This is a genomic window from Neorhizobium sp. USDA 3394 (assembly GCF_056280385.1).
This window is the reverse complement of sequence record NZ_JBWCDU010000001.1, coordinates 2,022,629-2,043,961: the sequence shown is the minus strand read 5'-3', so window position 1 is coordinate 2,043,961 and position 21,333 is coordinate 2,022,629. Positions and strand designations below refer to the sequence as shown.

Below are 21,333 nucleotides of genomic sequence, written 5' to 3'. Positions count from 1 at the left end.
CCGCTTTATCTTTCACCGCGAAGGCTCACGCCGCGCGGGTCCGCCTGCGAGCAGCGGATTAGCGGAAAGAGCGGGCCGCGATGTGGCGGATGTCGTAGCGGGTCAGACCGATGTCGCTGAGGGCCTGGCTCGAAAGATTTCCAAGCTCGTTCATCGTGCGGCGGTAGCTGATCCAATTCTTGGCGATACGGATCGGGTTCATGGTTGTTTCCTCAAGATTTTTCCTGATGCTCTGTCGTCATCAGCGATGAGGGTCTTATACATCCGCATAATAAGAATGTGCAGTGCAAAAAATGTGCGACTGCCATGCAAATGTGCAGGGGATTGCCGAATTTTGCAGCTCAGGCTGAAAATCAGGCAGGTATTTGAAGTGTTAAATTTCCATGAACAAAAAGAAAAAGCGCCTCCCGAAGGAAGCGCTTTTGGAAGGTCCGGCGATGTCTGCGTGAGGCTTAGAAGCCGACTGCATTCCGTGCGACGCGGCGGATGTCGGCGCGGCCGATTCCGAGGTCGTTGAGCTCGCGGTCGCTCATGCGGCCGAGTTCGTTGACGGTTTCGCGGTACTTGCGCCAGGTGGTGAGCTTCTGTGCGATGTTCATGATCTTGTCCCTTTCTAGGCCCTTGCCAGCAGCCCGTTCGGCGCTGACTTCAATCTCATGACCGGTAATATATGCTGCGCTGCAAAAAGTAACAGCGCCTATTCGGTATGCCACCTATGCATCCGGCGCATTACGAGATCGTTTACCATGCGGAAGTGCTGAATTTTTGCGCTTGTTTTAAGCAGATCGCAGGCTGCAGAACAAAAAATAACGCCCACCGGGGGAGGAGGTCCGGTGGGCGTCATTTGTAACGACTGGCGATTTGGGAGGAGGAGGATCGCCAGTCCCATCAAGCCCGCGCTGGGAGGAGGAGTGCGCGGCTCGAATTCCTGTCACGGGAAACTCCCCGAGGGCATCTGTATCGTTCATGACGGGCGCCAAGCCGTCCAAACCAGAGAGATCAAAACCTTCAATCAATCTCTGCATTTGAATATTATGAGATGGCAGCGAAATTGTGCAGTGCAATATCCGTATGGATGGCATGCGGTTATTGCATAGCTCGCATCGCCGTTGATTCCAATGTACACATTAGAATTTAATAAAAAGTTAAATATCCCGATAATGCCGGGTTCGATCGGGTGGGGCGGGGCCAAATTCCCCTATCCACCGCGGTTTCTCGGAGCTGCCAAAAAAGCGTCATTTTCCCTTTGCGTGCGCCGAAACGGGTGATATAGAGACGCGCGCTCCGGAAGGCCTTGTGCGACGAGGATTTTCGACGCGGCTGGGGCGCGGGTATGGTGAAATTGGTAGACACGCCAGATTTAGGTTCTGGTGCCGCAAGGCGTGGGAGTTCAAGTCTCTCTACCCGCACCAGAACCGCCCCGCATCAACACCGCCAGGAGTGCGGTCCGAGCCGGTTCTGGCGAAAGGATCGGCGCTCCTTGAAGCCGCGGCCGGTCTCTCAAAGTTCCGGCGATGTGCTCATTGAAACCAACGGCTGTCTGAGCACCGCCGCCACGATATGAAGGTATGAAAATGCAGGTTACCGAAACGCTCGCTGAAGGGCTGAAGCGCGAAATCAAGGTCGTTATCCCCAAGCGGGACATGGAAGCGCAGCTGAACGTGCGCCTCGCCGACGCCAAGGACAAGGTCCGCATCAACGGTTTCCGTCCGGGCAAGGTTCCGATCGCCCATCTGAAGAAGATGTACGGCAAGTCGATCATGGCGGACCTCGTCAACGAAATCGTCCGCGAACGCCCGACCGAAATCCTCACCGACCGCGGCGAGAAGTCGGCGACCCAGCCGTCGGTCGCCATGACCGAGGACGAGAAGGAAGCGGAAAAGATCCTCAACGCCGAGGCCGATTTCGAATTCACGCTCTCCTACGAAGTCATCCCGGAGATTGAACTGCAGCCGACAGACGGCCTTTCCGTCATTCGTGAAGTCGTCGAAGTCACCGAAGACGAAGTCAACGAGCAGATCGAGAAGATCGCCGAGAGCGCCCGCACCTTCGAGACCAAGAAGGGCAAGGCCGCCGATGGCGACCGCGTCACCATGAACTATCTCGGCAAGGTCGACGGCGTTGCCTTCGACGGCGGCACCGCCGAAGATGCCGAACTGGTTCTCGGCTCCGGCCGCTTCATCCCGGGCTTCGAAGACCAGCTGGTCGGCGTCAAGGCCGGTGACGAGAAGACCATCACCGTGACCTTCCCGGCCGAATATCCCGCCGCGAACCTTGCCGGCAAGGAAGCCACTTTCGACGTCACCGTCAAGGAAGTCGCTGCTCCGGCCGCTCTCGAGATCAACGATGAGCTCGCCTCCAAGCTCGGCATCGAGTCCGTCGATCGCCTGAAGGAGATCGTCCGCGGCCAGATCGAAAGCCAGTACGGCAACGTCACCCGCCAGAAGGTCAAGCGTCAGATCCTCGACCAGCTCGACGGCATGTACCAGTTCGACACCCCGCAGGGCCTGGTCGACGCCGAGTTCGACAACATCTGGCGCCAGATCAACACCGACCTGCAGCAGTCCGGCAAGACCTTCGAAGACGAAGAGACGACCGAGGAAGATGCACGCGTCGAATACCGCAAGCTTGCCGAACGTCGCGTTCGTCTCGGCCTCGTACTCTCTGAAATCGGCGAACAGGCCGGCGTCGAAGTGACCGAGGAAGAAATGCAGCGCGCCCTTTATGCGCAGCTCCAGCAGTTCCCGGGCCAGCAGAAGGAAATCCTCGATTTCTTCCGCAACACCCCCGGCGCTTCCGCCTCGCTGCGCGCGCCGATCTTCGAAGAGAAGGTCGTCGACAAGCTGCTCTCCGAGATCAAGGTCACCGACAAGGTCGTGACCAAGGAAGAGCTGATGGCTGAAGACGAGGAAGGCTCGGAAAGCGCTGAAAAGCCGGCCAAGAAGAAGGCTGCTCCGAAGAAGGCTGCGAAGGCCGAGGCTGCTGACGACGCCGCCGAAGGCGAAGAAGCCGCCGCTCCGAAGAAGAAGGCTGCACCGAAGAAGAAGGCCGCTGAAGACAGCGCCGAATAAGCTTCGCATTGATTGTGTAGAAAAGCCGGGTCGGCGACGACCCGGCTTTTTGTTGTGATGAAACCTTCCGAGCCCGCCCGCCCATGATCCGTATCGAAAACATCAGCAAATCGAACAGCCACCGCATCCTCTTCATCGAAGCCTCCGCGGCGCTGAACCGTGGCGAGAAGATCGGCCTCGTGGGCCCGAACGGCGCCGGCAAGACGACGCTCTTCCGGATGATCACCGGCTCTGAAATGCCGGACGAGGGGCAGGTCTCCGTCGAGAAGAACGTCACGATCGGCTATTTCAATCAGGATGTCGGCGAGATGGCCGGCCGCAGCGCCGTCACCGAGGTGATGGATGGTGCAGGTCCGGTAAGCACCGTTGCTGCCGAACTGCACGAGCTCGAATCGGCGATGGTCGATCCGGACCGCCTCGACGAGATGGATGAGATCATCGAGCGCTACGGCGAGGTGCAGGCGCGTTACGAGGAGCTCGACGGTTACGGCCTCGAAGGCCGCGCCCGCGAGGTTCTCGCCGGCCTGAGCTTCACCCAGGAGATGATGGATGGCGATGTCGGCAAGCTGTCCGGCGGCTGGAAGATGCGCGTGGCGCTCGCCCGCATCCTCTTGATGCGCCCGGACGTCATGCTGCTCGACGAACCGAGCAACCACTTGGACCTCGAAAGCCTGATCTGGCTGGAACAGTTCCTCAAAGGATATGACGGCGCGCTGCTGATGACCTCGCACGACCGCGAATTCATGAACCGCATCGTCACCAAGATCATCGAGATCGATGGCGGGTCGCTCACCACCTATTCCGGCGACTACGGTTTCTATGAGCAGCAGCGGGCTCAGAACGAAAAGCAGCAGCAGGCCCAGTTCGAGCGCCAGCAGGCGATGCTTGCCAAGGAGATCAAGTTCATCGAGCGCTTCAAGGCCCGCGCCTCCCACGCGGCCCAGGTGCAGAGCCGGGTCAAGAAGCTCGACAAGATCGAGCGCGTCGAGCCGCCGAAGCGCCGCCAGGCGGTCGCCTTCGAATTCCAGCCGGCCCCGCGTTCCGGCGAGGACGTGGTCAACATCAGGAATGTCGCCAAGCGATACGGCAGCCGCTCGATCTACGAAGGTCTCGACTTCATGGTGAAGCGGCGCGAGCGCTGGTGCATCATGGGCATCAACGGTGCCGGCAAATCGACGCTGCTGAAGCTGGTGACGGGCTCGACCGAGCCGGACGAAGGCAGCGTCTCGATCGGCGCCAGCGTCAAGATGGGCTATTTCGCCCAGCATGCCATGGACCTGCTCGACGGCGACCTCACCGTCTTCGAATGGCTGGAAGAGCAGTTTCCGCGCGCAGGGCAGGGCTCCTTGCGGGCGCTCTCCGGCTGCTTCGGCTTTTCGGGCGATGATGTCGAAAAGAAATGCCGGGTGCTCTCCGGCGGCGAGAAGGCACGCCTGGTGATGGCGGCCATGCTGTTCGACCCGCCGAATTTCCTCGTCCTCGACGAACCGACCAACCACCTCGACCTCGACACCAAGGAAATGCTGATCAAGGCGCTGTCGGAATACGAAGGCACCATGCTGTTCGTCAGCCACGACCGGCATTTCCTCGCCGAACTGTCGAATCGGGTGCTCGAACTGACGCCCGACGGCATCCACCGCTATGACGGCGGTTATACGGAATATGTCGAACGCACAGGTTACGAGGCACCGGGGCTGCGGAGCTAGGGATCAAGACTGAGGCAGAGGCGGAGTGGCGTCTGCCTCTATCGGTTCCGGCTGGCAGACGCTGTGGCTTCTTCGACAACTGTCCGCCGGATATCCGTGAACGGCAGGTCGGGAAGTCAACTTTCCATTAGGAAGACCATCGTAAGACGTCGGTCCGGCATGCGCGGAAAGACCTCGGTTCGAGGGGGCTTGCCGGGTGGCCGGCCTGCAACCGGAACGATTTTCTGCACAGTTTTGATTGTCTCATATGCCGTTTGATCTGAATCAGTTTTTGAGGTATCCCTTTTCACGCCGTAGCGATTTCTGGAATTATACCGCAGGGGGGATATTCATGACGGCGAGCGATAAGGCCCTTCTCCGACCGGCAATCGGTCTGGTTGGAATGATGTTCCTGTCGGCATGCACGTCGGCGCAGACGACTGCGTCGATCTCTCCTGCCACCACGACGGTGAAGCCGGCACCTGTCTCGAAGAAGCAGGTCTACCACTACACGCCGGCCGATCGCGACTGCATGAAGCGGGCGATGTATTTCGAGTCCCAGCGGTCGAGTCGTGAAGGGCTCATGGCCGTCGGCACCGTGATCATGAACAGGCTCACCTCGGACGCCTATCCGTCAACCATTTGCGGCATCGTCGCCCAGGAGCGTCAATTCGCACCGGGCGTGATGACCCGGGCGATGAATGAGGCAACGGTTCCGGAACTCGACGCAGCCGTCGATGCGATCATCCGCGGCGAGCGGAACCCGGAAGTCAAGGACGCCATGTTCTTCCATACGGCGGGCTTACGTTTCCCCTACCAGAACATGCATTATGTGACGGTTGCGGGCGGCAACGCGTTCTACGAGAAGCGCGACAGGGACGGAGATCTGCAGACGCCTCCGCCGAAGCCCGTCGATGCATACGTGCTCGCGCTGGTGCAGAGCAATCCCGACCCGTTGAGCCTGATCCAGGCGAAGGAACTCGACGTTGCGACCATCCCGACAACGGCCACGGAGCCTATGGTGGCGATGAACGTCCCGGTTCCGATCGAGCGGCCGGATCCCTTGGCGGTCCGTTCTGCCGTCATCCAGCCGGCTGGCGCTCAACCTGAAAAGCCTCCTGTCGCGCCGCTGATCCTTGCCAGTTCCATGAGCAATGAATGGATGCTGCGTTTCGACACGGGCAACGCGAAGCCCATACCGACCCCGTCGCCAAAACGATCGCCGGCCGGTGTCGACCGCTGATCGCTGAAGTCTATCCCGCCTTCTGAAGCTCGGCAGCCGCGGCATTGTCCTTGTCGTTGGCCCGCTGGTAGGCCTCGCGGAGCGCAAGCCGTCCGAAATACTGTTCGAACGCGGCGCGTTTTTCGATCGTGCCGAACTGCAGGCCGTAACCGAGCTGCGAGCCGACATAGATGTCCGCGGCGCTGAACGTGTCGCCGGCGATATAGGCGTTCGCCCGGACGGCTGCTTCCAGCGTATCCATCACGTCCTTATAGGTGCCGTAACCGACCATACGCTCGCGTTCCTTCGGCACTTCGAAGCCGAGCACCCGGTTGCTGACCGCTGCTTCCAGCGGACCTGCCGCAAAGAACATCCAGCGGTAATAGTCGGCGCGTTTGTTGGGGGCAGGCGCAAGACCTGCTTGCGGAAAGGCATCCGCCAGATAGGCGCAGATCGCCGCGCATTCGGTCACGATGGTCTTGCCGTGCATGATGCTCGGCACCTTGCCCATCGGGTTGACGCTTTTATAGGTTTCGCCCTTCATCGTCGTACCGAAATGCAGGATTTCGGTACGATAGGGGACGCCGACCTCCTCCAGCATCCAGCGGGCAATCCGGCCGCGCGACATCGGGTTCGTATAAAGCACCAGTTCATCAGCCATGCGATCCTCCCGGAAGTGATGCCCTATGTTTTGGCGCACCTTCATTCCCAATCAAGGCGCCGAGGCAAATTAGAGCGCCTTTCGGTATTGGATGAAGCCGGAATTTTGGGCGATGCGGTCGTAAAGCCGCCTTGCGGCGGCATTGCTTTCCTGCGTCAGCCAGTAGAGCCGTCCGGCACCTTTTGCCCGCGCGAGGTCCGCCACGGCTTCGATCAGGGCTGCGCCGGTTCCCCGGCCACGCAAGGTATTCTTGACATAGAGGTCCTGCAGATAGCAGGTCCATTCGGGCAGCCAGCAGGACCGGTGAAAGACGACATGTGCGATGGCGATCATCTTGCCGGTCTCGTCGAATGCGCCGAGCGCGTGCATCGGCTCGGCGGGGTCGTGAAACCGGCTCCAGGTGACATCGTACATCTCCTTTGGCAGCACGGTCTCGTAGAAGCGCAGATAGGCTTCCCAGAGCGGCTCCCAGGCGGTGCGGTCGGCTGGCTCGAGCGGACGGATGATCGCAGGTGTCGTCTTGGCGGTCATGGCGAAACTCCCTCACAAAAGAAAACGGCACAAAAGAAAACGGCGGAGATTGCTCCCCGCCGTCGAATGATTAGCCGATTTTTCGGACTTAGGCAGCCATGGCCGCCTTGAGATTTTCGTCCACCTTGTCGAGGAAGGCGGTGGTGGAGAGCCACGGCTGGTCGGGACCGATAAGGAGCGCCAGGTCCTTGGTCATGTAGCCGGATTCGACCGTGTCGACGCAGACCTTTTCGAGCGTCGAGGCGAACTTTGCAAGTTCGGCATTGTCGTCGAGCTTGGCGCGGTGCGCGAGGCCGCGGGTCCAGGCGAAGATCGAGGCGATCGAGTTCGTCGAGGTCTCCTGGCCCTTCTGGTGCTGGCGGTAATGGCGGGTGACGGTACCGTGGGCGGCTTCGGCTTCGACCGTGCGGCCGTCGGGCGAAAGCAGGACCGAGGTCATCAGGCCGAGCGAGCCGAAGCCCTGGGCGACGATGTCGGACTGGACGTCGCCGTCATAGTTCTTGCAGGCCCAGACGTAGCCGCCGGACCACTTCAGCGCAGCGGCGACCATGTCGTCGATCAGGCGGTGTTCGTAGGTGATCTTCAGTTCGTCGAACTGAGCCTTGAACTCGTTGTTGAAGACTTCCTCGAAGATATCCTTGAAGCGGCCGTCATAGGCCTTGAGGATGGTGTTCTTGGTCGACAGGTAGACCGGCCACTTGCGCATCAGGCCGTAGTTCAGCGAAGCGCGGGCAAAATCGCGGATCGATTCGTCGAGGTTGTACATGGCCATCGCCACGCCTGCGTCCGGTGCCTTGAACACTTCCTTCTCGATCACCTGGCCGTCTTCGCCGACGAACTTGATCGACAGCGTGCCCTTGCCCGGGAACCTGAAGTCGGTCGCCTTGTACTGGTCGCCGAAGGCATGGCGGCCGACGACGATCGGCTTGGTCCAGCCCGGAACCAGGCGCGGCACGTTCTTGCAGATGATCGGCTCGCGGAAGATGACGCCGCCCAAGATGTTGCGGATCGTGCCGTTCGGGCTCTTCCACATTTCCTTGAGGTTGAATTCCTTGACGCGGGCTTCGTCCGGCGTGATCGTCGCGCACTTGATGCCGACGCCGTGCTTCTTGATGGCGTTGGCGGCGTCGATGGTCACCTGGTCATTGGTGGCGTCGCGGTTCTCGACCGAGAGGTCGTAATATTCGATGTCGAGATCGAGATAGGGAAGGACCAGCTTGTCCTTGATGAGCTGCCAGATGATGCGGGTCATCTCGTCGCCGTCGAGATCGACGACCGGGTTGGCTACCTTGATCTTTTGCATGGAATTCCTCTTGGACGTAGAAGGGACCTCCAGGTCCCGACGGGTGGACACCAGTGGGTGCGCTATAACATCGCCGGGCCGGAACGCAAAGGCATTGAGACCATCATATGCGGCTTTTCGCGCGAGAAAGCGCGGTGTCTCCGGACCTGCGGACGATTGCCCTTGCCAAACCATAATGCCTGATTAATGTCCGGCCAAATCGCTCTCCAACAGCCGGATTTGATCTTATGCGGACCTTGCCGCTTGCTCTTGCCTTTTCATTGATCTCCACCTTCGCCGCGGCGGCTGATGTGACCGACCCCGTGAAAGAGGTGATGAAGATCACCGAGGACAACTGGAATACCGTCGACAGCGAATGGAAATACATTTTCGATGCCGATCCCTTGGCGCGCCTGTTCAGCAAGAAATTCCGGGGCGCCTATGCGGAAGCCGCCAAGCACCCGGCCTATGATACGGAGAACAACCAGCCAGGCGACCCCTTCGGCTACGACGTCATCACCTCGTCGCAGGACGGCTGTCCGCTGAAGGACATCAAGACGACCTCGGCACAGGGCGCCAACGGCATGACCGATGTGACCGTGACCTTCAAGATGTGGACCTGCGTCGACGAGGCGGCGGTGAAGGACAGTGTCAACGAACTGCATTTCGACATCATCCAGGAAGGCGGCAAGCCTGTCATCGACGACATCCACCGCGTCGCAGATGGCGAGCGGGATTCGGTGATCGAAGAGATGCAGTCGATCGCCAAGGGCGAGTAACCCGGCGGTGATCGGGCGGCGCGTCGCTCTCTCGATCGTGGACTCCAGACCTGTGCTCGGTCTCGCCAAACTTTGCCCAGGCGATATAGTCGGCGGCCAGGAGCGGGTATCGGCACTCGCCTGGGGTTGTTGATGACGTTTGCCGCAAAGATTCGCGACTGGCTGCTCGCCAACGACCCGGCGCTGTCGCGCCTGCGCATGGCAGGACGCGTGACCCTGACCGTCATCGCCGCGGTGGCCTGCCTTGCGCTCATCCACATCGCCGGCCTGGCACTGCCGACGATCGCCTACGGGCTCGCGATCATCCTGTCGATCGAAGGCGGCGTCGCGGTGCGCGACCGGCTGCCGTCCGACCAGCTGAAGACGCGTCTGATCGGCGGCGCGGTCAGCCTCGTCTGCGTCGGGCTGGCTGCCGTCCTCGAAGACTACCGCTACATTTCCGATCCGATGTTCCTGGTCGTCATTGCTGGCGCTACCGTCGGGCGCGTCTACGGGCCGCGCGGATTTGCAGTCGGCATGTTCGCGTTTACGTCCTATTTCATGGGCGCATACCTGAAACCAAACCTTTCCGACCTTCCGCTCGGGGTCATCGGTCCGGTGATCGCCGTCGTTACCGGCCATCTGGTCCGCACCTATCTCCTGCCGGACGACTGGCGGCGCGATCTTCTGCAGTCGCTGGTGGCGATTCAGGGCAGGGTGGGCGATATCCTGATGAAGCTCGCGCTTCTGTCGAGCGGCGGGATCATCTCGGATAGCGATCGGCGCGAACTGCGTCAGCTCGAGGAGCGGTTGAAAGACGTCGTGCTGATGGCGGAAGGTTTCCTTCCACGCACGGCAGACGGCACGATCGATCCGGAAGACGAACCGCTGACGTCTCTGACGATGAAGATTTTCGACGTGCATCTCGCTGCGGAAAGCGTGATCGTTCTGTCGTTCGAAGCACTGCCGCCCTTCATGCTCCTCCATGCGCTGATCGAAGGCGACCAGGAGATGGCCGAGAAGATCGTAGCCAGCCCGGCGGTTACTGACGATGACCGGGTGGCGGAAAGCGCCGCCGCCCTGATCTGGCTGCAGAAGGTCAGGATGGCCTTGACGGAAGCCATCGAGGAGGGGCGGCGTGACGGTTTCCGGACCATAGAGGATGCAACCGCCAAGCCGCCGTCGGCAAAAATCGATTTCTCGCTCAAGAACCCGGTGATGCGATCGGCGGTGCAGATCACGATCGCATCTGGCCTGGCTATGGTTTTTGGGCTGATGCTGTCGCGCGACCGCTGGTTCTGGGCGGTGCTGACGGCCTTCCTGATCTTCACTAACACCAAGTCGCGCGGCGATGCGGCGATCAGGGCCCTTCAGCGCTCGATCGGCACGCTGCTCGGCATCGCATCCGGGCTCGTATTGGCAACGCTGATCGGCGGGTATCCGCTGGTTTCGGTGCCGATCGCGGTGCTCTGCATCTTTCTTGGCTTCTACTGTCTGCAGATTTCCTATGCTGCGATGACCTTCTTCATCTCGATCGTGCTCTGCCTGATCTATGGCATGACCGGCGTGCTGACCCTTGACCTGCTGCAGCTCCGGATCGAGGAGACGCTGATCGGCGCGCTTGCGGGAACCGTCGTCGCCTTCCTCGTTTTCCCGGCATCGACACGCTCGACCCTTGATCTTGCGCTGGGGCGCTGGTTCGACGGCCTGCGCGAGCTTCTTTTCGCGGTCAGGGAGGGCCGGAGCGGTTTTGAGATCATCGCGCTCTCCCATAAGCTCGATGCCGCCTATCGCGAGGTCACGCTCGCAGCACGCCCGCTTGGCACCAGCTGGTCGGTCGTCAGTCGTCCAGGCCAGGTTCGCCAGACGCTCGGCATCTTCCTCGGAGCGACCTATTGGGCGCGGATCTTCGCCCGCAACGCGGTCCAGGCAGGACACAAGCCGGAAGGCGACGTGCTGGCGGCGCTGGAGGAGGTATTGAACAATATCGGAGCGCTTTCGGCCCGGGGTTCGGAATGTTTCGTGGTGAAGCGCAAATTGATCCGAGGCGCCAGCCGCCATCTGCCGATCTTCAAGCACGGCAGTCGCGTTGGCGTCGAAATGATCGGCACCATGCTGCGCAGGCTTTACCCCGCGGCGGCATAAGGCTTGCCGATTGCCCCGGTCACCGGTATTCCGGCCTTGGATTTGGATACGGAAACAGAGATGTCAGGCACCAACAGCGAGCGCGAACTCATAGCCGAAGGACCGGCGGTCATCCTGGTCGAGCCGCAGCTCGGCGAGAATATCGGCATGGTGGCGCGCGCCATGGCCAATTTCGGCCTCGCGGAACTGCGCCTCGTCAACCCGCGCGACGGCTGGCCGAGCGAAAAGGCCCGCTCCGCCGCCTCCAAGGCCGATCACGTCATCGATGGCACGAAGGTGTTCGAAACGCTCGAAGAGGCGATCGCCGATCTCAATTTCGTATATGCGACGACGGCGCGCGAGCGTTACGGCTTCAAGCCGGTGCGCTCGCCGGTGACCGCGGCCGAGACCCTGCGCACCAGGTTCAAGGCCGGCGAAAAGACCGGCATTCTCTTCGGTCGCGAACGCTGGGGTCTCACCAACGAGGAAGTGGCGCTCGCCGACGAGATCGTCACGTTTCCGGTCAACCCCGCCTTCGCCTCGCTGAACATCGCCCAGGCCGTGCTGTTGATGTCCTATGAATGGATGAAATCGGGCATGGACGATCTTGCCGAGACGGTCTTTCTGCCGATCGAGCAGCGTCCCTCCACCAAGGAACAGGTCATCGGTCTCTTCGAGCACCTGGAAGAGGCGTTGGACGCCCGTAATTATTTTCATCCGCCCGCGAAAAAGCCAAGAATGATCGACAACCTTCGCGCCGTCATCTCGCGGCGGGGTTTTACGGAGCAGGAGATCAGCGTGTTCCGGGGCGTCATCAACTCGCTCGACCGCTTTCCCCGCGGATGGTCGAAAAAGGACGGGCCGAAGCCTGAAAAGGCTGATCTGCCCAAGGGGGCTTCTGGGGAGACTACGGGGAATGACGCGGAAGAATGAATCGAAACCCGTGCTGATGTTCGATTCGGGCATCGGCGGGCTGACGGTGCTGCGCGAGGCGCGCGTGCTGATCCCGGAACGCGGCTTCATCTATGTCGCCGACGATGCCGGTTTTCCCTATGGCGACTGGGAGGAACCGGCCCTGCGCGAGAGGGTGATCGCGCTCTTTGCAAAACTGCTCGACGAATACGATCCGGAAGTCTGCGTCATCTCCTGCAATACCGCCTTCACGCTGGTCGGCGCCGACCTGCGCGAGACTTTCCCCAAGATGACCTTTGTCGGCACCGTGCCGGCGATCAAGCCGGCTGCCGAACGCACCCGTTCCGGCCTCGTCTCGGTTCTTGCCACCCCCGGCACCGTGAAACGCGCCTATACCCGCGACCTCATCCAGTCTTTTGCCACCCAGTGTCACGTGCGCCTCGTCGGCTCACAGAACCTCGCCCGCATGGCGGAAGCCTATATCCGCGGCGAGACGATTTCCGACGAGGCTGTGATGGCCGAGATCGAGCCCTGTTTCGTCGAAAAGGACGGCCGTAAAACCGATATCGTCGTGCTCGCCTGCACCCATTACCCCTTCATGGCCAATGTGTTCCGCAGGCTCGCTCCCTGGCCGGTCGACTGGCTCGACCCCGCCGAGGCGATCGCCAGGCAGGCGCGTCGAAAAGTGCCCCTGGTCGAGGGCGCCGAGCATCCCGACAACTACGATTTCGCCGTCTTCACCTCCGGCAATCCCGACTTCGCCACCCGCCGGCTGATGCAGGGTTTTGGTCTCAGGGCCTGAGCGCGATCCAGCGGTGTGGCTTATTTACCACGCTTTCTTCGTGGTGAGTGCAATTCGTGATTGTGCGCTTGCTCACCGAGCGATCTCGTGTATTATTTACCTATTCCGCAAATCGAACACAGGAGGCGTGAAATGAAGTTCATTACCATGTTTATGCGCCTTTCTGGCGGAACGGCTATTGTGGCCTCGGTGTATCGCACATCGATGCCGGCCGGTATGTGCTTCCAGGCTGTATAAGGCTGGATTTCCGCCGTTTTGGCACTTTTCCCATTGATCTGACGTGACCGGCTGACGACGCGATTTACCGCGTTTCCCTGTCCGCATCCGCACGTCTTTCTTCATCTCAGAGGACCTGGCCGCGACATGCGCCGGGACGGAAAATCATGCGTGAATCACAATTTATGGTTGCTGATACCCTTTCGGCTGCGGTTCATGAACTCTGCCGCGAACATGGCGTCTGGAAGACTGCTGGTGCACTGCTCCTGGCAGCCTGGAGACGTCGCCAAGAAGAGAACAGAGTCTCCGATCTTTCCAATCGGATGCGCCGCGATATCGGCTTCCCCGAACTTGAGGACGACCGCGGAAATGTTCGGTTCATCTTTTGGGACCTCCGGCTGTGAAAGGGCTGAGACGGGTCCTCGGCGGGCTTTCCGCCGGGGCCTCTCGTGGAGGATTCTATGGCTGGAGCTGAAAGAATGACGGTCGTCTTCCACAAACTTTGCCGTGGCGATATGGCGGAGGCCGCGAGCGTTCATCGTATTTCCTTCGACGACCGGCTGCCCTGGCTGGCTCAGCTTCACACGCCGGAGGAGGATCGCGGATACTGGCGCGGGCATCTCTTCGCGACTTGCGACATCTGGGGCGCCGAGAGGAACGGCACCTTGCTCGGCGTCGTCGCATTTCGCAGGGACTGGGTCGATCAGCTCTATATCCTTCCGGGCGTGCAGGGGCAGGGGATCGGTTCCCGGCTGCTGGACATCGCCAAAGGGGTTCATTCGCAGCTTTTTGTCTGGACCTTCCAGCGCAATGCCGCCGCCCGCCGTTTTTATGAAGCGCGCAGCTTTGTACAGATCAGGCAGACCGATGGCGCGGCCAACGAAGAAAAGGAGCCCGACGTGCTCTATCGCTGGCGCATGACGACCGAATAAACACCGCTTGCAAACCGAAAAAATCGGTGGCTTGCTCGCTCCATTCTCTGGAGGAACATTCGCATGTCGCTTGAACACTGGCTCGCTTTCGTCGCCGCGTCTTCGGTTCTCCTGGCCATTCCGGGGCCGACGATCCTGCTCGTCATTTCTTATGCGCTGAGCCATGGCCGCAAGGTGGCGTCCGCCACGGTCGCCGGCACGGCACTCGGCGATTTCACGGCGATGACCGCTTCGATGCTCGGTCTCGGCGCGCTGCTTGCGACCTCTGCTGCGCTCTTCACCGTGCTGAAATGGGTGGGGGCTGCCTATCTCATCTATCTCGGCATCAAGCTGTGGCGTGCACCTGTTTCGGAACGGGCTGCCGAGGTGGGCGAGGCGGAGGTGACATCGGTAAGACCGTTCAAGATTTTCCTGCACACCTATGTGGTCACCGCGCTGAACCCGAAGAGCATCGTCTTCTTCGTGGCCTTCCTGCCGCAGTTCCTCGATCTTAGCCAGCCGCTGTTCTTCCAGATGGCCGTCTTCGAAGTAACCTTCCTGGTGCTCGCAACCCTGAACGCCACGCTTTACGGCCTGCTAGCCTCGATGGCGCGCAACACCATCCGCAAGCCGAAGGTCCAGCGGATCGTCAACCGCACCGGCGGTTCGCTGATGATCGGCGCCGGCCTGCTGTCGGTCGGCTTCAAGCGCGCGGCCGCCTGAGCTTCATCGGGGAGGAATAGCGGATGATCACCGGGCGTTGCCATTGCGGCGAGACCGTTTTCGAGATCAAGGGTGAGCTGCCGCAGGCACTCACCCGCTGCACCTGCACCTTCTGCTCCCGGCGCGGCGCACTGCATGCCTATTACGAGCCGAAACAGGTCAAGGTCACCGCCGATGCCGCGAGTGACAAGATCTATCGGTGGAACACCAAAACGGTGGCGCATCATTTCTGCGGCACATGCGGCTGCACCACCTATAGCGACAGCCCGGATTTCCAGATGGACGGCACCTGGGACGGCAAGACCCGGCGTATCGCCGTGAATGCCAGGCTGTTCGACGATTTCGATGCCGAGGAATGGCCGCATACGGTCATCGACGGTCGGCACCTCTGGTAGGAGAAGAGCGGTGAGTGACGTTACCCTGTTTGCTTTCGCGATCGTCGCGCTCATCGGCATCGCCACACCCGGGCCGACCGTGCTTCTCGCGCTCACCAACGGCTCGCGTTATGGCCTTCGCCGCGCGCTGCCGGGCATGGCAGGAGCGATGATCTCCGATTTCGTATTGATCGGCGCCGTGGCCCTCGGCCTTGGCGCATTGCTGGCGGCCTCCGAATTCTGGTTTTCGGTCGTCAAATGGCTGGGCGCCGGTTATCTTGCGTTTCTCGGGCTGATGCTTCTGCGCTCGAAAGGCTCGCTCGACGTAACGGCAGGCGCTGCAGCCGGCTCGGGTTCCGCAACGTCAATCTTCCTGAAGAGCTTCCTCGTCGCGGTCACCAATCCCAAGGGATACCTGTTCTTCTCGGCTTTCCTGCCGCAGTTCATCGTCCCGGATGCGCCGCAGTTTCAGCAATATGCGATCCTGGCGCTCGTCTTCGCGCTGATCGATTTGGCCGTCATGTTCGGTTATGCGCTGCTCGGCTCGCGCGCCGTGCATCTGCTCAAGAGGAAGGGTGCGCTCTGGCTCGACAGGCTCTGCGGTGGGGCGCTTCTGGCGCTTGCCGGCTCGCTCGCTTTCTATCGTCGCGCGGCATCCTGAGCGGTTTCGCAAAGGCCTGTGCATTTTCGATCTTGCCCGGCGAAACGAATCCCGATCTCTGTTAGAGTTCTGGAGTCGCGGCCTCAACGGTCACCGCGAAGAGACAGCATACGGGGTAAGTGCATTGCAGGTCGGCATCGATATGGGAATTGTGTCCGGGGGCGATCCGGCCAAGCTCGATATCGAGGAGCTTCTGGCGACCCGTCTGCTCGTGCAGGGAAATTCCGGCTCCGGCAAGTCGCATCTCCTGCGCCGCCTGCTCGAACAGTCCGCGCCCTGGGTGCAGCAGGTGGTGATCGATCCGGAAGGCGATTTCGTCACGCTGTCTGAAAAATTCGGCCATGTGGTGGTCGATGGCGAGCGCAGCGAGGCCGAGCTTGCCGGCATCGCCAACCGTATCCGCAAGAATCGTGTCTCCTGCGTCCTGACCCTGGAAGGCCTCGATCTCGAAGAGCAGATGCGGGCCGCCGCCGCCTTCCTGAACGGCATGTTCGATGCCGATCGCGAATACTGGTATCCGGTTCTGGTCGTGGTCGACGAAGCGCAGATGTTTGCGCCGTCGGTCGGCGGCGACGTCTCGGAAGATGCGCGAAAACTCTCGCTTGGCGCCATGACCAACCTGATGTGTCGCGGTCGAAAGCGCGGACTTGCCGGCGTCATCGCCACCCAGCGCCTTGCAAAGCTTGCCAAGAACGTCGCCGCAGAAGCCTCGAACTTCCTGATGGGCCGTACCTTCCTCGATATCGACATGGCGCGTGCCGCCGACCTGCTCGGCATGGACCGCCGCCAGGCGGAAATGTTCCGTGACCTGAAGCGTGGCAATTTCGTCGCCCTCGGCCCGGCCCTGTCGCGCCGGCCGTTGCCGATCGTTATCGGTACGGTCGAGACGTCGGCGCGCTCTTCCAGCCCGAAGCTGATGCCGCTGCCGGATGCGCCGCAGGACGTCGAGGACCTGATCTTCACGCCCGATCCGGAAGAATTCACCCGGCCGCTGGTCCGCCGTGCGCCGCCGGCGCCGCGGCCGACGACGGATATCCTGGCCGAACTGTCGCGCTCGACACCCGCCGCGGTGCCGGCGCCGCAGGAACCGCGTGTCGCCCAGCCGGAATTGTCCGCCGAAGAGCGCGAGGAGCGGCTGTCCGCGGTCCTGTCGGAAATCCTCGACGATCCGCAATCCGCCTACCGGACGGATTCCGTCCTGTATCAGGATTTTCTGGTGCGCGCCCGGATGCGGCGCCTGCCGGGTCCGCCGCTGTCGCTTGGCGAGTTCCGCCGCCGCACGGCGATCGCCCGCTCGGGCGTCGATATGGAAACCGCTTCAAGCGACGCCTGGGCGACGGCGCTGTCGCTGTCATCGGGCGTTTCAGATGACCTCCAGGGCGTTTTCCTGCTGATGGCGAAGGCGGCGATATCAGGGGAACCATGTCCGTCGGACGCACGGATCGCCCGCGCTTATGGCACCCATTCGGCGCGTCGCGCCCGGCGCCTGCTCGGTTATTTCGAGGAACAGGGCCTGATCATCGTACATGCGGACTTTTCGGGCAAGCGCATTGTCGCCTTCCCGGATCTGCAGGCGGAAACCGCGCCGGGTAGTGCCGACGCACCGGATGAGGGCGAGGCGAGGCTCGCCGCCGAGTAGGCCTTCAGTGGATGTGAAAATGCGCTTCCACCGCCGCGGCGATAAAGGCGCGGCGGGCTTCCGAAGGCTTCGACTTCCCCTTCAACGCCTCGTCGCAGACCTGTTCCGCGAGATGATGCTGACTGCCGTGATAGGCCGGCCAGAAGCGGTCGAGGACGGTTTTCGCATCGCGTACCGTCTTGACGGTGCGGACCATGCCGGTTTCGGGGTTTTCGATCCTGATCGGGCTGCTCCAGAGTTTCGAGTTCATGACACAACACCTCCTTTCCTTAAGATGGTGCCAACGCCTTGCCGCGTCAAAAAAGCCTGCAGACAGCCTTGCCGAAAGGTTAAGAGACCGGTGCAGTTGACATTCCTGTGACATCCGCCTAAACACCGCGCCAACGCCGGGCCGAAAGACCCGGTGTTTCACTGACATGTCCCGTGGTTTTCTCCGGACGCTTTCGTGAGAGACCTGTCAGAGCTCTTAAATCAGGGCTCAGAGGAGGGCGTGTTTCCTTGATCCGGCTTGGCAACAAGCCGGTGTAACCTGTTGAAAGGAAATACGATGAGCAAGCGCGAATCGTCCAAATACAAGATCGACCGCCGTATGGGCGAAAACATCTGGGGCCGTCCGAAGTCCCCGGTGAACCGTCGCGAATACGGCCCCGGCCAGCACGGCCAGCGCCGCAAGGGCAAGCTTTCCGACTTCGGCGTGCAGCTGCGCGCCAAGCAGAAGCTCAAGGGCTATTACGGCGACCTGCGCGAAAAGCAGTTCCGCTCGATCTATGACGAAGCCAACCGCCGCAAGGGCGACACTTCGGAAAACCTGATCGGCCTGCTCGAATCGCGCCTCGACGCGATCGTCTACCGCGCCAAGTTCGTTCCGACGGTCTTTGCTGCCCGCCAGTTCGTCAACCATGGCCACGTCACCGTCAACGGCGTCCGCGTCAACATCGGTTCCTACCGTTGCAAGGCCGGCGACGTCATCGAAGTCCGTCAGAAGTCCAAGCAGCTTGTCACGGTTCTCGAAGCCGTTTCGCTCGCTGAACGCGACGTTCCGGATTATATCGAAGTCGACCACAACAAGATGGTTGCCACCTTCGCCCGCGTTCCGGGCCTGACGGACGTTCCTTACGCCGTCATCATGGAACCGCAGCTGGTCGTCGAATTCTACTCGCGTTGATGAAATGCCCTTCGGGGCGTTTCCGATACACAAAAGAAAAGCCGCCTTTCGAGGCGGCTTTTTTCGTTTGACCGGAAGGGCTTGTCCGGAGCTGCCGCCTCACTTGGAGGCGGCTTTTTTCTTCTCTGCTGTCGCGGTCTCGGCCTTAACCGTCGCCACGGTCTCCAACTGTGGAGTGACCGCTTCCTTCGGGCCTTCGCCCATGCGGTTCCAGGCGTCGAGGCCGGCGATCTTGTAGGCTTCGGCGAGCGTCGGATAGTTGAACGTGTTCTCGACGAAGTACTCGACGGTGCCCTTGAGGTTCAGCACCGCCTGGCCGATGTGGACAAGTTCGGTAGCACCTTCGCCGACGATATGGACGCCGAGCAGGCGGCGGGTCTTCAAGGAGAAGATCAGCTTCAGGAGGCCGGTATCGAGGCCCATGATATGGCCGCGCGAGGTCTCGCGGAAGCGGGCGATGCCGCATTCGTAGGGAATGCCGCGTTCCTTCATTTCCTCTTCGGTGAGGCCGCAGGTGGAGATTTCCGGCACGGCATAAATGCCGTAGGGGAAGTATTTCGGGGGTTCCTTGGCAATCGCGCCGACCGCGACGCGGGCCGCGACGCGGCCCTGTTCCATCGATGTGGATGCAAGGCTCGGAAAGCCGACGACATCGCCGGCGGCATAGATGCCTGGAACGGAGGTTTCGAAGGTTTCCGGGTTGACCCTGAGGCGGCCGCGGCTGTCTGCCTCGAGGCCGGCTGCGGCGAGGTTCAGCGTATCGGTGGCGCCCATGCGGCCGGCGGCGAACAGAACCATATCGGTGATGATCTGGCGGCCGCTGTCCACATGCACCATCACCTTGCCGTCGGCCAAGCGTTCGACCTTGTCCGCCTTCTGGCCGAGCAGCAGCTTCATGTTGCGGTCGCGCAGCTGGTAGGTGAAGTCCTCGACGATTTCCTTGTCGATGAAGTCGAGCATGGTCGATTTCGGATCGATGACGGTGACGGCGGCATCGAGGGCGCTGAAGATGGTCGCATATTCGATGCCGATAACGCCGGCGCCGATGACCACCATCGAACGGGGCAGCTGCTCGATTTCGAGCAGCTCGTCGCTGTCGAGAACCGTCTTGCCGTCGAAGGGCATGTAATCGGGGCGGAAAGGCTTGGTGCCGACCGCAAGCAGGATCGACTTGCCCATGACGTGCATGACGTCGCCGTCGTCCTTGGCAATCGCCATCGTGTCGGGCGTGACGAAAGTCGCCTTGCCACGGATGCTTTGGACGCGGTTGCGGGCGAACTGATGTTCGAGCACCTCGACTTCGTGATCGAGCGTGATCAGCAGGCGGCGACGCAGGTCCTCCGCACTGATTTCCTGCTTGACCCGGTAGGCCTTGCCGTAGAAACCGCGCTCGCGCCAGCCGGACAGATTGAGCGCTGTTTCGCGCAATGTCTTCGACGGGATCGTGCCCGTATGGACCGAAACGCCTCCGACCCTCTTGCCCTGTTCGACCACCAGAACCTTCTTGTCGAGCTTGGCTGCCTGGATGGCTGCACGGCGACCGGCCGGTCCGCTGCCGACGACGATGAGGTCGTATTGGTTCATGGAATTCTCCGCTCCGAATCTGACGGCCGCCGCGATGCAGCAGCACACGAATCCCTTTGTAGACACCTATTCTAAAGTTTTGATTGCGGCTCGTCCAAGCCTCGATTTCAATCTGTATGCATCAATTTTGTGCACCGCAAGAACTGCTGAAAAATTAACTTGACGGAGACCGGGAAATGCCATCCATTCGGACCAATCAAAAATTGGTACGGAAAATGGTACAGGATAAAGCGGGCGAGGCTCACGACAATTCGAGCTATGCGCTGGATCGCCTGAGGGAGCTTTTAAGGGCGGGGGAATTCGGTTCTGAAGGCCGCCTGCCGACCGAACGGGCTTTGACCGATATGCTCGGCATCAGCCGGCGCGCGGTGCGACGTGCACTCGAGGTGCTCGAATCCGAAGGTCTCATCTGGCGTCGCCAGGGATCAGGCACCTTTATCGGCGAAAGACCGAGCGAATGGAGCAACCATGTGGGGGCTATCGTCGCCGGCACGGATTTCATGGAGATCATGGAAGTCCGTTTGAGGATCGAACCGCAGCTCGCCCAGCTGGCGGCCATGCGCGCCAAGCCGGCGGATATCGCCAAGATGCACGAGATCGCCTTGAAGATCATCGAGAGCAGCGACGCCGACGCCCGCGAATTGTGGGACGGGACGCTGCACCGGCTGATTGCCCAGAGCGCCGGCAACCAGCTTTTCCTGTCGATCTTCGACGTCATCAACCGTGTCCGCCAGGACGAGGCATGGCGGGCGATCCGCGAGCGCGCCCGTTCGAGCGGCAATGCGGTCAACATCTCGTTTGCCCAGCACAAGACCATCATAGAGGCGATCGCTGCGCGTGATCCGGTGCAGGCGGGGGAGGCGATGCGCGAACATCTGCTGATGCTTCAGGAGCGGCTCATCCGCGCGACGTCCCTTGGCTCCGTGGAACGGGGATCGCTCAGCGAAGCAAGCTGACTGGCCGCGCACGCGGCCCACCATCAGAAGCCGGAAACCGGCCAAGACTAAAAACA

Annotated in this window: 22 protein-coding genes and 1 tRNA gene; 16 read left to right on the top strand and 7 right to left on the bottom strand. The window is 61.0% G+C overall.

Annotation, left to right across the window (positions count from 1 at the left end; genetic code table 11):
* Window positions 1-58: 58 nt before the first annotated feature.
* Both ACZ9EJ_RS09775 and ACZ9EJ_RS09770 read right to left on the bottom strand, forming a co-directional pair.
* Complete coding sequence (locus ACZ9EJ_RS09775; RefSeq protein ID WP_007762204.1) at window positions 59-202, bottom strand: DUF1127 domain-containing protein; 144 nt, start codon at window positions 200-202, stop codon at window positions 59-61.
* Between the two features lie 250 nt (window positions 203-452).
* Window positions 453-599, bottom strand: coding sequence for a DUF1127 domain-containing protein (locus ACZ9EJ_RS09770; protein WP_080954114.1), 147 nt, complete (start codon window positions 597-599; stop codon window positions 453-455).
* Window positions 600-1,327: 728 nt separating this feature from the next.
* Here ACZ9EJ_RS09770 and ACZ9EJ_RS09765 point away from each other — a divergent pair.
* The 4 genes from ACZ9EJ_RS09765 (at window position 1,328) to ACZ9EJ_RS09750 (ending at window position 5,999) form a co-directional block, all read left to right on the top strand.
* Window positions 1,328-1,412 (top strand) — tRNA-Leu (locus ACZ9EJ_RS09765).
* 162 nt (window positions 1,413-1,574) lie between these two features.
* On the top strand, window positions 1,575-3,071 hold the full coding sequence (gene tig, locus ACZ9EJ_RS09760) for a trigger factor (RefSeq protein WP_046640685.1): 1,497 nt from the start codon (window positions 1,575-1,577) through the stop codon (window positions 3,069-3,071).
* 83 nt (window positions 3,072-3,154) lie between these two features.
* On the top strand, window positions 3,155-4,777 hold the full coding sequence (locus ACZ9EJ_RS09755; RefSeq protein WP_046640684.1) for an ABC-F family ATP-binding cassette domain-containing protein: 1,623 nt from the start codon (window positions 3,155-3,157) through the stop codon (window positions 4,775-4,777).
* A gap of 331 nt (window positions 4,778-5,108) precedes the next feature.
* Window positions 5,109-5,999: a cell wall hydrolase gene (locus ACZ9EJ_RS09750; protein ID WP_052754101.1), complete on the top strand. Its 891-nt coding sequence runs from the start codon at window positions 5,109-5,111 to the stop codon at window positions 5,997-5,999.
* Between the two features lie 10 nt (window positions 6,000-6,009).
* On the opposite strand, the gene ACZ9EJ_RS09745 is transcribed toward ACZ9EJ_RS09750, so the two are convergent.
* From ACZ9EJ_RS09745 to ACZ9EJ_RS09735, 3 genes are all read right to left on the bottom strand, one after another.
* Window positions 6,010-6,639, bottom strand: coding sequence for a glutathione S-transferase family protein (locus ACZ9EJ_RS09745; protein ID WP_046640683.1), 630 nt, complete (start codon window positions 6,637-6,639; stop codon window positions 6,010-6,012).
* Between the two features lie 69 nt (window positions 6,640-6,708).
* Complete coding sequence (locus ACZ9EJ_RS09740; RefSeq protein WP_046640682.1) at window positions 6,709-7,170, bottom strand: GNAT family N-acetyltransferase; 462 nt, start codon at window positions 7,168-7,170, stop codon at window positions 6,709-6,711.
* 88 nt (window positions 7,171-7,258) lie between these two features.
* Entirely contained in the window at window positions 7,259-8,473 is a 1,215-nt protein-coding gene (locus ACZ9EJ_RS09735; protein ID WP_046630732.1) for an NADP-dependent isocitrate dehydrogenase, read from the bottom strand.
* Between the two features lie 227 nt (window positions 8,474-8,700).
* Here ACZ9EJ_RS09735 and ACZ9EJ_RS09730 point away from each other — a divergent pair, with 227 nt between their 5' ends.
* The 10 genes from ACZ9EJ_RS09730 to ACZ9EJ_RS09685 all read left to right on the top strand — a co-directional run bounded on the left by ACZ9EJ_RS09730 (window position 8,701) and on the right by ACZ9EJ_RS09685 (window position 17,572).
* Window positions 8,701-9,231, top strand: coding sequence for a hypothetical protein (locus ACZ9EJ_RS09730; protein WP_046640681.1), 531 nt, complete (start codon window positions 8,701-8,703; stop codon window positions 9,229-9,231).
* 132 nt (window positions 9,232-9,363) lie between these two features.
* On the top strand, window positions 9,364-11,355 hold the full coding sequence (locus ACZ9EJ_RS09725; RefSeq protein ID WP_046640680.1) for an FUSC family protein: 1,992 nt from the start codon (window positions 9,364-9,366) through the stop codon (window positions 11,353-11,355).
* 60 nt (window positions 11,356-11,415) lie between these two features.
* Complete coding sequence (locus ACZ9EJ_RS09720) at window positions 11,416-12,267, top strand: RNA methyltransferase (protein WP_046640679.1); 852 nt, start codon at window positions 11,416-11,418, stop codon at window positions 12,265-12,267.
* A complete protein-coding gene (murI, locus tag ACZ9EJ_RS09715; RefSeq protein WP_046640678.1) occupies window positions 12,251-13,048 on the top strand; it encodes a glutamate racemase in 798 nt (265 codons plus the stop codon). The genes ACZ9EJ_RS09720 and murI overlap by 17 nt, the downstream gene beginning before the upstream one ends.
* 383 nt (window positions 13,049-13,431) lie before the next feature.
* Window positions 13,432-13,668, top strand: coding sequence for a hypothetical protein (locus tag ACZ9EJ_RS09710; RefSeq protein WP_046640677.1), 237 nt, complete (start codon window positions 13,432-13,434; stop codon window positions 13,666-13,668).
* A 57-nt stretch (window positions 13,669-13,725) separates the two neighbouring features.
* Window positions 13,726-14,196, top strand: a complete 471-nt coding sequence (locus ACZ9EJ_RS09705) for a GNAT family N-acetyltransferase (protein WP_046640676.1) — start codon at window positions 13,726-13,728, stop codon at window positions 14,194-14,196.
* A gap of 63 nt (window positions 14,197-14,259) precedes the next feature.
* Window positions 14,260-14,898 carry a LysE family translocator gene (locus ACZ9EJ_RS09700; RefSeq protein ID WP_046630719.1) on the top strand — a complete coding sequence of 213 codons (639 nt, stop codon included), beginning with the start codon at window positions 14,260-14,262 and terminating at the stop codon, window positions 14,896-14,898.
* Between the two features lie 23 nt (window positions 14,899-14,921).
* Complete coding sequence (locus ACZ9EJ_RS09695) at window positions 14,922-15,293, top strand: GFA family protein (RefSeq protein ID WP_046640675.1); 372 nt, start codon at window positions 14,922-14,924, stop codon at window positions 15,291-15,293.
* A gap of 10 nt (window positions 15,294-15,303) precedes the next feature.
* A complete protein-coding gene (locus ACZ9EJ_RS09690; RefSeq protein ID WP_046640674.1) occupies window positions 15,304-15,933 on the top strand; it encodes a LysE family translocator in 630 nt (209 codons plus the stop codon).
* Between the two features lie 124 nt (window positions 15,934-16,057).
* Window positions 16,058-17,572: a helicase HerA domain-containing protein gene (locus ACZ9EJ_RS09685; protein WP_046640673.1), complete on the top strand. Its 1,515-nt coding sequence runs from the start codon at window positions 16,058-16,060 to the stop codon at window positions 17,570-17,572.
* A 4-nt stretch (window positions 17,573-17,576) separates the two neighbouring features.
* Here ACZ9EJ_RS09685 and ACZ9EJ_RS09680 read toward each other — a convergent pair whose 3' ends face one another.
* Window positions 17,577-17,822 carry a DUF982 domain-containing protein gene (locus tag ACZ9EJ_RS09680; protein ID WP_037084504.1) on the bottom strand — a complete coding sequence of 82 codons (246 nt, stop codon included), beginning with the start codon at window positions 17,820-17,822 and terminating at the stop codon, window positions 17,577-17,579.
* Between the two features lie 297 nt (window positions 17,823-18,119).
* Here ACZ9EJ_RS09680 and rpsD point away from each other — a divergent pair, with 297 nt between their 5' ends.
* On the top strand, window positions 18,120-18,737 hold the full coding sequence (gene rpsD / locus ACZ9EJ_RS09675; protein ID WP_007751555.1) for a 30S ribosomal protein S4: 618 nt from the start codon (window positions 18,120-18,122) through the stop codon (window positions 18,735-18,737).
* A gap of 99 nt (window positions 18,738-18,836) precedes the next feature.
* Here rpsD and sthA read toward each other — a convergent pair whose 3' ends face one another.
* Window positions 18,837-20,321: a Si-specific NAD(P)(+) transhydrogenase gene (gene sthA / locus ACZ9EJ_RS09670; RefSeq protein ID WP_046630709.1), complete on the bottom strand. Its 1,485-nt coding sequence runs from the start codon at window positions 20,319-20,321 to the stop codon at window positions 18,837-18,839.
* A gap of 215 nt (window positions 20,322-20,536) precedes the next feature.
* On the opposite strand from sthA, the gene ACZ9EJ_RS09665 reads away from it, so the two are divergent.
* On the top strand, window positions 20,537-21,277 hold the full coding sequence (locus tag ACZ9EJ_RS09665; protein ID WP_046630707.1) for a FadR/GntR family transcriptional regulator: 741 nt from the start codon (window positions 20,537-20,539) through the stop codon (window positions 21,275-21,277).
* The last annotated feature ends 56 nt before the right edge of the window (window positions 21,278-21,333 follow it).

What these genes read in the sequence shown, in the direction of transcription:
- ACZ9EJ_RS09775 (WP_007762204.1), bottom strand. Translation starts at nt 202, where the DNA reads ATGAACCCGATCCGTATCGCCAAGAATTGGATCAGCTACCGCCGCACG.
- ACZ9EJ_RS09770 (WP_080954114.1), bottom strand. Translation starts at nt 599, where the DNA reads ATGAACATCGCACAGAAGCTCACCACCTGGCGCAAGTACCGCGAAACC.
- tig (WP_046640685.1), top strand. Translation starts at nt 1,575, where the DNA reads ATGCAGGTTACCGAAACGCTCGCTGAAGGGCTGAAGCGCGAAATCAAG.
- ACZ9EJ_RS09755 (WP_046640684.1), top strand. Translation starts at nt 3,155, where the DNA reads ATGATCCGTATCGAAAACATCAGCAAATCGAACAGCCACCGCATCCTC.
- ACZ9EJ_RS09750 (WP_052754101.1), top strand. Translation starts at nt 5,109, where the DNA reads ATGACGGCGAGCGATAAGGCCCTTCTCCGACCGGCAATCGGTCTGGTT.
- ACZ9EJ_RS09745 (WP_046640683.1), bottom strand. Translation starts at nt 6,639, where the DNA reads ATGGCTGATGAACTGGTGCTTTATACGAACCCGATGTCGCGCGGCCGG.
- ACZ9EJ_RS09740 (WP_046640682.1), bottom strand. Translation starts at nt 7,170, where the DNA reads ATGACCGCCAAGACGACACCTGCGATCATCCGTCCGCTCGAGCCAGCC.
- ACZ9EJ_RS09735 (WP_046630732.1), bottom strand. Translation starts at nt 8,473, where the DNA reads ATGCAAAAGATCAAGGTAGCCAACCCGGTCGTCGATCTCGACGGCGAC.
- ACZ9EJ_RS09730 (WP_046640681.1), top strand. Translation starts at nt 8,701, where the DNA reads ATGCGGACCTTGCCGCTTGCTCTTGCCTTTTCATTGATCTCCACCTTC.
- ACZ9EJ_RS09725 (WP_046640680.1), top strand. Translation starts at nt 9,364, where the DNA reads ATGACGTTTGCCGCAAAGATTCGCGACTGGCTGCTCGCCAACGACCCG.
- ACZ9EJ_RS09720 (WP_046640679.1), top strand. Translation starts at nt 11,416, where the DNA reads ATGTCAGGCACCAACAGCGAGCGCGAACTCATAGCCGAAGGACCGGCG.
- murI (WP_046640678.1), top strand. Translation starts at nt 12,251, where the DNA reads ATGACGCGGAAGAATGAATCGAAACCCGTGCTGATGTTCGATTCGGGC.
- ACZ9EJ_RS09710 (WP_046640677.1), top strand. Translation starts at nt 13,432, where the DNA reads ATGCGTGAATCACAATTTATGGTTGCTGATACCCTTTCGGCTGCGGTT.
- ACZ9EJ_RS09705 (WP_046640676.1), top strand. Translation starts at nt 13,726, where the DNA reads ATGGCTGGAGCTGAAAGAATGACGGTCGTCTTCCACAAACTTTGCCGT.
- ACZ9EJ_RS09700 (WP_046630719.1), top strand. Translation starts at nt 14,260, where the DNA reads ATGTCGCTTGAACACTGGCTCGCTTTCGTCGCCGCGTCTTCGGTTCTC.
- ACZ9EJ_RS09695 (WP_046640675.1), top strand. Translation starts at nt 14,922, where the DNA reads ATGATCACCGGGCGTTGCCATTGCGGCGAGACCGTTTTCGAGATCAAG.
- ACZ9EJ_RS09680 (WP_037084504.1), bottom strand. Translation starts at nt 17,822, where the DNA reads ATGAACTCGAAACTCTGGAGCAGCCCGATCAGGATCGAAAACCCCGAA.
- rpsD (WP_007751555.1), top strand. Translation starts at nt 18,120, where the DNA reads ATGAGCAAGCGCGAATCGTCCAAATACAAGATCGACCGCCGTATGGGC.
- sthA (WP_046630709.1), bottom strand. Translation starts at nt 20,321, where the DNA reads ATGAACCAATACGACCTCATCGTCGTCGGCAGCGGACCGGCCGGTCGC.
- ACZ9EJ_RS09665 (WP_046630707.1), top strand. Translation starts at nt 20,537, where the DNA reads ATGGTACAGGATAAAGCGGGCGAGGCTCACGACAATTCGAGCTATGCG.